Source organism: Rubripirellula obstinata (genome assembly GCF_001642955.1).
Classification (GTDB): Bacteria; Planctomycetota; Planctomycetia; order Pirellulales; family Pirellulaceae; genus Rubripirellula; species Rubripirellula obstinata.
In genome coordinates, this window is sequence record NZ_LWSK01000045.1 from 37,056 (window position 1) to 43,604 (window position 6,549).

General features: G+C 54.1%; 6 protein-coding genes. 3 read left to right on the top strand and 3 right to left on the bottom strand.

The genetic code is table 11. From position 1 onward, the window contains the following. Nucleotides 1–174: 174 nt before the first annotated feature. The 3 genes from RC85_RS12855 to RC85_RS12865 all read right to left on the bottom strand — a co-directional run bounded on the left by RC85_RS12855 (nt 175) and on the right by RC85_RS12865 (nt 3,814). Nucleotides 175–1,695 carry a serine/threonine-protein kinase gene (locus RC85_RS12855; RefSeq protein ID WP_068263277.1) on the bottom strand — a complete coding sequence of 507 codons (1,521 nt, stop codon included), beginning with the start codon at nt 1,693–1,695 and terminating at the stop codon, nt 175–177. Between the two features lie 141 nt (nt 1,696–1,836). After that, the gene (gene larE / locus RC85_RS12860; RefSeq protein ID WP_235033139.1) at nt 1,837–2,673 is read right to left on the bottom strand and encodes an ATP-dependent sacrificial sulfur transferase LarE; all 837 of its coding nucleotides are present in this window, start codon (nt 2,671–2,673) and stop codon (nt 1,837–1,839) included. Nucleotides 2,674–2,917: 244 nt separating this feature from the next. Next, nucleotides 2,918–3,814 carry a class I SAM-dependent rRNA methyltransferase gene (locus RC85_RS12865; RefSeq protein WP_068263280.1) on the bottom strand — a complete coding sequence of 299 codons (897 nt, stop codon included), beginning with the start codon at nt 3,812–3,814 and terminating at the stop codon, nt 2,918–2,920. Nucleotides 3,815–4,036: 222 nt separating this feature from the next. Here RC85_RS12865 and RC85_RS12870 point away from each other — a divergent pair, with 222 nt between their 5' ends. Genes RC85_RS12870 through RC85_RS12880 form a run of 3 tightly spaced genes read left to right on the top strand, consistent with a single transcriptional unit; the run spans nt 4,037 to nt 6,301 of the window. Then, nucleotides 4,037–4,948 (top strand): alpha/beta fold hydrolase, encoded by a 912-nt coding sequence (locus RC85_RS12870; RefSeq protein WP_068263315.1) that lies wholly within the window; start codon nt 4,037–4,039, stop codon nt 4,946–4,948. Then, on the top strand, nt 4,945–5,784 hold the full coding sequence (locus RC85_RS12875) for a triphosphoribosyl-dephospho-CoA synthase (protein WP_068263283.1): 840 nt from the start codon (nt 4,945–4,947) through the stop codon (nt 5,782–5,784). The genes RC85_RS12870 and RC85_RS12875 overlap by 4 nt, the downstream gene beginning before the upstream one ends. Before the next feature lie 16 nt (nt 5,785–5,800). After that, entirely contained in the window at nt 5,801–6,301 is a 501-nt protein-coding gene (locus RC85_RS12880; RefSeq protein WP_068263286.1) for a 6-pyruvoyl trahydropterin synthase family protein, read from the top strand. Nucleotides 6,302–6,549: the final 248 nt, after the last annotated feature.

Genomic DNA, 6,549 nt, shown 5'->3' on the forward strand with positions numbered 1-6,549 from the left:
GAGCCGGGTAAACCCAGGTAAACCCAGGGCAACCGCTCGCAGGCAAGCTAAATCGTAAAGTAGGCCGTAGCGAGCGGAGCGAGTTACGGCGGTGGCGCAAAACGCCGTAACTCGCACCACTCGCTACGGCCTACAAAAACGTCTGCCGATTGGCGTGTCTGCACCACGGTAAACCTAAATTTCCAGCCCCAATTGTGCCCTTGTATCTGCTTCAATCGCTCGCTTTAGCAAGTCTTCGGCACGCGGGTCGTTCTGGATCACTTCTTTGGCGAGAGCACGGAGCTTTGATTTGGAACTCGCCAGCTTGGTGTTGTCGCCGATCGACTGATCCGCCATGCACTGCTGTGCCAACGCCAAGACCTGATGAATCTTGTCAGCTTTTGGATCGCTTAACAATTCTTGCAACACCGCCGCGGCGTCCTGCGGTCGATCTTGTGCGATCAGAAGCCGGGAAAGCTGCAACAACGACTTGCTGTGATAACGAGCGTTGGCCCGACTTTCGCTCGGCGGAAATCGCTGGGCCACGCTTCGCCATCCCGCTTCGTCATTACGGCTGGCGGCGATCAAGTATTGATGTTCAACCGACGTTCCCATGGGGACTTCCTCGGACGCTAACCACTTCGCAACGCCTGGTTGGTCAGGGCGATTCGCTTGCCACGCATAGACTGCCGACGCTGCCATGATTGGAAAACAAATCATCGCAGCGATATGTATCCATTTGCGACGACGTGCTTTCCCTGCGGCATCGGCGGCCCGCTGCAAACGAATCGTCGCAGAAGAAAATCCCAAATTTGTTTCACCGGAATCGGCTTGGCCACGAATCGCTTCGAGCAGTTGCGTCGGTGTCTGAAAACGGTCATCAGGTTGCTTCGACATCAATCGTTGAATGATCGCCAACAACCATTCTGGCAAATCGGGGTTACCCGATGCATCGCGAATCGATCGTGAACGATCAAGCGGCGTTGGCGTGTCATGCAGATGCATCACGGCAAGGGCCAAAGGTTCGTCGGCGATGAACGGAGGCTGGCCAGCCAGCAAGTGATACATCGAAACCCCCAGCGAGTACAAATCGCTTCGTACATCGACGGTCTTTCCTTGCACCTGTTCGGGACTCATGTAACGAGGCGTTCCCAGCGTCAAGCCAACTTGAGTCAGGTTCGCGCGGCTTTCGTCATCGCCAACGCCAATTCGGGCCAACCCAAAATCCGCAACCTTGATGCTGCCGCGCGTCGCTCGCATGATGTTTTCAGGCTTGATGTCGCGGTGAGTAATCCCAGCGTCGGCGGCTGTTTCCAACGCTGATCCAACCGCCATCAAAATTTCAATTGCATCATCGACGCTGATCGGTCCATTACGATCGAGTGATTCGCGCAGGTTGGGCCCGTCGATCAGTTCCTGGACGATGAAGTGGGTGTCATCGATACTGCCGACGTCATAAACGGCAACGATGTTGGGGTGCGAGATCTTTGCGGCGGCACGAGCTTCACGGCGAAACCGGGCGACGTAATCATCGTCCCTGGCCAAGTCACGCCGCAGAACCTTCATCGCAACATCGCGGCCCAGCGAAAGATGCCGAGCGGCGTAGACATCAGCCATCCCGCCACGACCGAGCTTTCGCAGAATCTGGTAGTCACCCAATCGTCGTCCGACCAAACTGGTAGGACTAAAATCTTCAGGCTGTTTTGATTCGCTCATCAAAATTGCTTTCGCGGTGTTGCTGTGAATTTTCTAAACCCGAACGCATAAGCGAGGGATACGGTGTTCAGTCGAGCCTGATCTGACCATCGACTGAACCAATGTTGGACTGAACCAATGCTGGACTGAACCCTGGCGGGATCAGCTACGTTTTATACCAATTTCTGCGACAAGAGCTTCGTTTAGGTTTCCGCTTCTTAGTCCCGCCGGATCGATGACCACTTCATCAAAACCCAACGCGACAAACTGCACAGTCATCGCTGATCTCAATTCGGTTAATCGATTCAGTTCAGGCAATGGTACTTCGACGCGAGCGATTTCCGTTTCATCTTTTTTCAGCAAGCGAACACGCACGTCATCGAATCCGCGGTCGCGCAACCAAGATTCACTTTTGTCGATTCGTTCGAGTCGCTTGGGCGTGACTTCGACTCCGTAAGCAATGCGACTGGACAAGCAAGGTGACGCTGGCAGGTCGTCGTTGGACAAACCGAAATAGGCGGCGAGCAAACGAACATCCGCCTTGCCGATCGCTAGGTCCGCCAGCGGAGTTTGAACGCCCGCGTCGGAACCGGCCTTTAAACCCGGTCGATAGTCGCCCAAGTCGTCTGCATTGGTGCCGGAAAGAATCGTTGCATCGGCCATGGTCGATTGAATCGATTTCACGGCGACATCAATCGATCCATAGAGCGTTTTCTTGCAGTGAAAACATCGCTGAGCGTCGTTGCGACGGTAATCAACCAAGTCTACTTCGTCGGTTTCGATCCATTGATGTTCGATCCCGATCTCCGCAGCGATTCTGGTTGCCGTTTCACGTTGCCAACTTGCGACGCTGGGCGAAACGGCGGTCACGGTTACGCTATTCGTCGGCAAAGCCCGGTGAGCCGCGGCGGCAACGACACTACTATCCACTCCACCCGAAAACGCAACCACGACTCGCTCCAGCGAAGCGATTCGCTGGATCAGTTTTTCAGCGAGCAATTCTGTCGCACCGGAATTGGAATGAGAATCGTTAATGAATAAATTCCTAGTGAAAGTTTTGGTGGTCCGTGAAGACGTTTGAAGTAGGTCCGGTAGAAACCAGGCTTTTTTGGCAAAACGATGAGGGGGGCAAAACGATGGTGCGCAGTAATCTCGCCGCCTTTTACCTCGCGTGCAGCGCACCATCGTTTTGCCCCTTCATCGTTTTGCCCATTTTTTACTTCCGCAGGTCCGGTTCCAACCACTAGCGTTCAAAAACGCAACGAACCTGAAAACCTGCGTCAAGTTCCCGGCCCGATGCTGTTCTTAATTGTGACCTGGATGCGTCAATTCGCAAACCTGACGTATCGATCAGACGCGATTGTTTCAGAAATCCAATCACTTCGTCTGGGCCAATCGACTCGGTATGCCCAGTGAACAAAATTCGCGGCGACACATCGCTGGATGGATCCAGGATTCGCAGCACGTTGTCTAGCAGCGGCCACAAATCGCGTTCCAGTCGCCACGTTTTTGTACTTCCACGGGATTGTTTGGGGCTGTGTCCGTAGGCGGGCGGATCCAGAACGACGGTGTGATAGTGGCGTTCGCGGCGAACTTCCCGAGCGACAAATTTAGCTGCATCATCGACCAAGTATCGAATCGGTCGATCTTGCCAGTTGTTCAGTTCTGCGGCTTTGGCGGCTGCATCCACATTGGGCTTTGCTGCATCGACATGCGCAACTTCAAAGCCAGCCGACAACATCGCCATGCTGCTGGCACCGGTGTAACCGAAAAGGTTCAAGCCCTTCGGATGCGGTTCATGGCTGGCGACATCTGAATAGGATTTTGGCTGACCTCGCAACCATTGCCAGTTGTCCGCCTGTTCAGGAAACAACCCAATGTGACCAAACGGTGTTGGCCGCGTCGGCATTATGAATCCGTCACAATCGATGACCAACGACTTCGGCCACGGCCGACGAAACTCCCATCGCTTGGTCGCACCGTCAAACCTCGCATCCACGTCATTCCACAGTCGGCGATCTTCAGGTTGGTCGAAATCCGCAGCCGGGCTGGGGCGATCGATCACATAACCAGCAAGCGATTCCAGCTTGCGGCCATTTCCAAAGTCGATCAATTGATAGGTGCCGGATTCTTCTGTCATCTGATAAAGTATAGAGATCGTCGGCAAACGCGACGACCACATTCAGCGGGGTGATTTTGGGAGGCTCTTGTTTTTCTAGCCACAAAGGGCACAGGGAACACAAAGGCAGGGGACACAAAAAGCGGAAAACCATCAAACAGGTGAGCCACTGGAACGGGATGCATTGGGAAGCCCGGTGCCCGGCAGATTGCAGGATCGATGTTGATCCGCCAAACTGCGACGATGAAATTTATGGCTCAGGACGTTTTTCCGTACGCATCGAAACAGCACCAGGTAGCTGGTGGCGTGATTCGTTACATCGATGAAGGGCCCAGCGATGAAGAGCCCATCGATGAAGAGCCAGAGGACAAGGATGTGATTCTGTGCGTTCACGGAAACCCGACCTGGAGTTTCTATTACCGCCGCGTCGTCGAACGCTTCAAAGAAACCCATCGAGTCATTGCGGTCGATCATTTGGGTTGCGGCCGCAGCGACCGACCCAGCCAATCGGAATTTGAATACACGTTGGCTGCGCATCGCGACAACATGCTATCGCTGATCGACCACCTGAATCTGGATCGAATGACTTTGCTGGCACATGATTGGGGCGGTGCGATTGGGTTATCGACTCTGGTGGCCCGTCGAGAACGTTTTAAGCGAATCATGTTGTTGAACACGGCCGCGTTTCCGCCACCGTATGTTCCCTGGCGAATTGCGGCTTGCCGTTTTCCCGTTCTGGGAACTGCGGCTGTTCGAGGGCTGAACGCGTTTGCAAAAGCTGCGATCACGATGGCGATGTCGCGAAACAAGCTGGATCCGAAAATCGCCGCCGGGCTGCTCGCGCCGTATGACAATTGGCACAACCGAGTCGCGATTGATGCGTTTGTTCGTGACATTCCGATGTCTAAATCGCATCCGACGTTCCAGACCTTAACCGATTTGGAGTCCGCGCTTCCATCGCTTGCCGACATGCCGTCATTGTTGGTTTGGGGAATGAAGGATTGGTGTTTCCGACCAGAATGCCTGCGCCGTTTCCAGCAAGCTTGGCCCAACGCAAAGTCTTTGGAAATCGCTGACGCTGGGCACTACGTCATCGAGGATGCACCGAGCGAAACCATCGAAGCGATCGCAGGTTTCCTTTCCGAAACGTCATGACCGAGTCACTGAACTCGATCGGCCAGCATTGCCATACTCTGTCGGATTCGATCCGCTGGGCGTGCATCTTGGAAGCGACCGCGCCCAAGGCGGGCAACGTCTATCCCGGTCGCCCGTTCGCAGACCTGAACTTCACGCACTTCGTCCAGGCCGCCGAGATCACCGCTGATTGTTTGACGCGATTTGACCAACCAATCGGTCAACGGATGTTGGATTGTGTTCGGTCAAGTCGGTCGGCTACCGGAACGAACGTGAATCTTGGGATCGTGCTGCTTCTTGCGCCGCTCGCCGATTCGTTTCACACCAGCCGCAGTGTTGGTGAAGTCCTTTCGTCGCTCGACCAAAGCGACGGGCAGCAGATCTTTGAGGCAATCAAGGTTGCCGGAGCGGGCGGTTTGGGGGAAGTTGAACAGATGGATGTTCATTCGAGTTCCGAGACGATTGACGTTGTCGCGGCAATGCGCTTGGCCGCTGACCGAGACCGTATTGCTTTGCAGTACGCCAGCGACTTTACCGACCTGCACGACAACCTGATTCCTATTCTGTTGGATGCAATAACGAACCGCGGTGACCTGTTGTTGGGAATCAGCGAGGCTCATGTGCGTTTGTTGGCATCGAGTCCCGATTCGTTGATTCAGCGAAAATTCGGACGCGAGGTTGCCAAGCAGGTACAACAACTCGCCAGCGAAGTCGATCATTCATCCACGATGTCCCGAAAGCGATTGGACGACTTTCTGCGGCCGGATGGTAATCCCGAAGGCCTACAGCTTAACCCTGGAACGACGGCTGATGTGATCGCTGCCGCTCTGTTTGTTTTACTCAATTCAAATTCTTGACCCCGAATTTTGCGCCATGACTCAAGCTACTTTTCGCGTTGACGTTACCAAAGAACAGTTCATCTTTTCCGCTGCACATTTCATTACCTTTGCGGGCGACATATGCGAGCGGATTCACGGTCACAACTACGCCGTTCGAGCCAGTGTCGAAGGTCCGCTAGACGAAAATCGATACGTGGTCGATTTCATCGCTCTGCGAGACGCGGTGTTGGCGGAGACGCAACAGTTGGATCATCACGTCGTTTTGCCGGCTGATCATGCCGAGATCAAAATCACATCCGACGACAAAGAAACGACTGCAACCTTTCGCGACCGTCGATGGGTTTTCCCCAACGAAGACTGCGTGATCTTGCCGGTCGTTAACACGACTGCCGAAGAGATGGCACGAGTGATTGCGGAACGTGTGGTCGAGCGAACCAAAGAGACGTTCGGCAACAAGCTAACCTGGATCGAAGTCGCCGTTGATGAAAACCAAGGCCAATGGGGCGTATGCCGTCTGCCATGGCCGCAGAGCTAAAGGGAGAGGGTTTACGATCATCGATGCTTGGTGCATTTACGGCCGCTAAACGGCTTGGCGATTAGATCGATATTGGAAAGGCAATGGTGAGCCGCTGGCCGTGAGGCCTCGGGCAATGCGGTGGGCTGATGAAAATGCGGTGGGTGATGTTATTCGCGAACCAGTCGAACATTGCAAATTGCAAAATGAACATTGCAAATTGAAAATTCTTGGGAAGCGGTATTTGCTGGTCAATTTACATTTTTCAG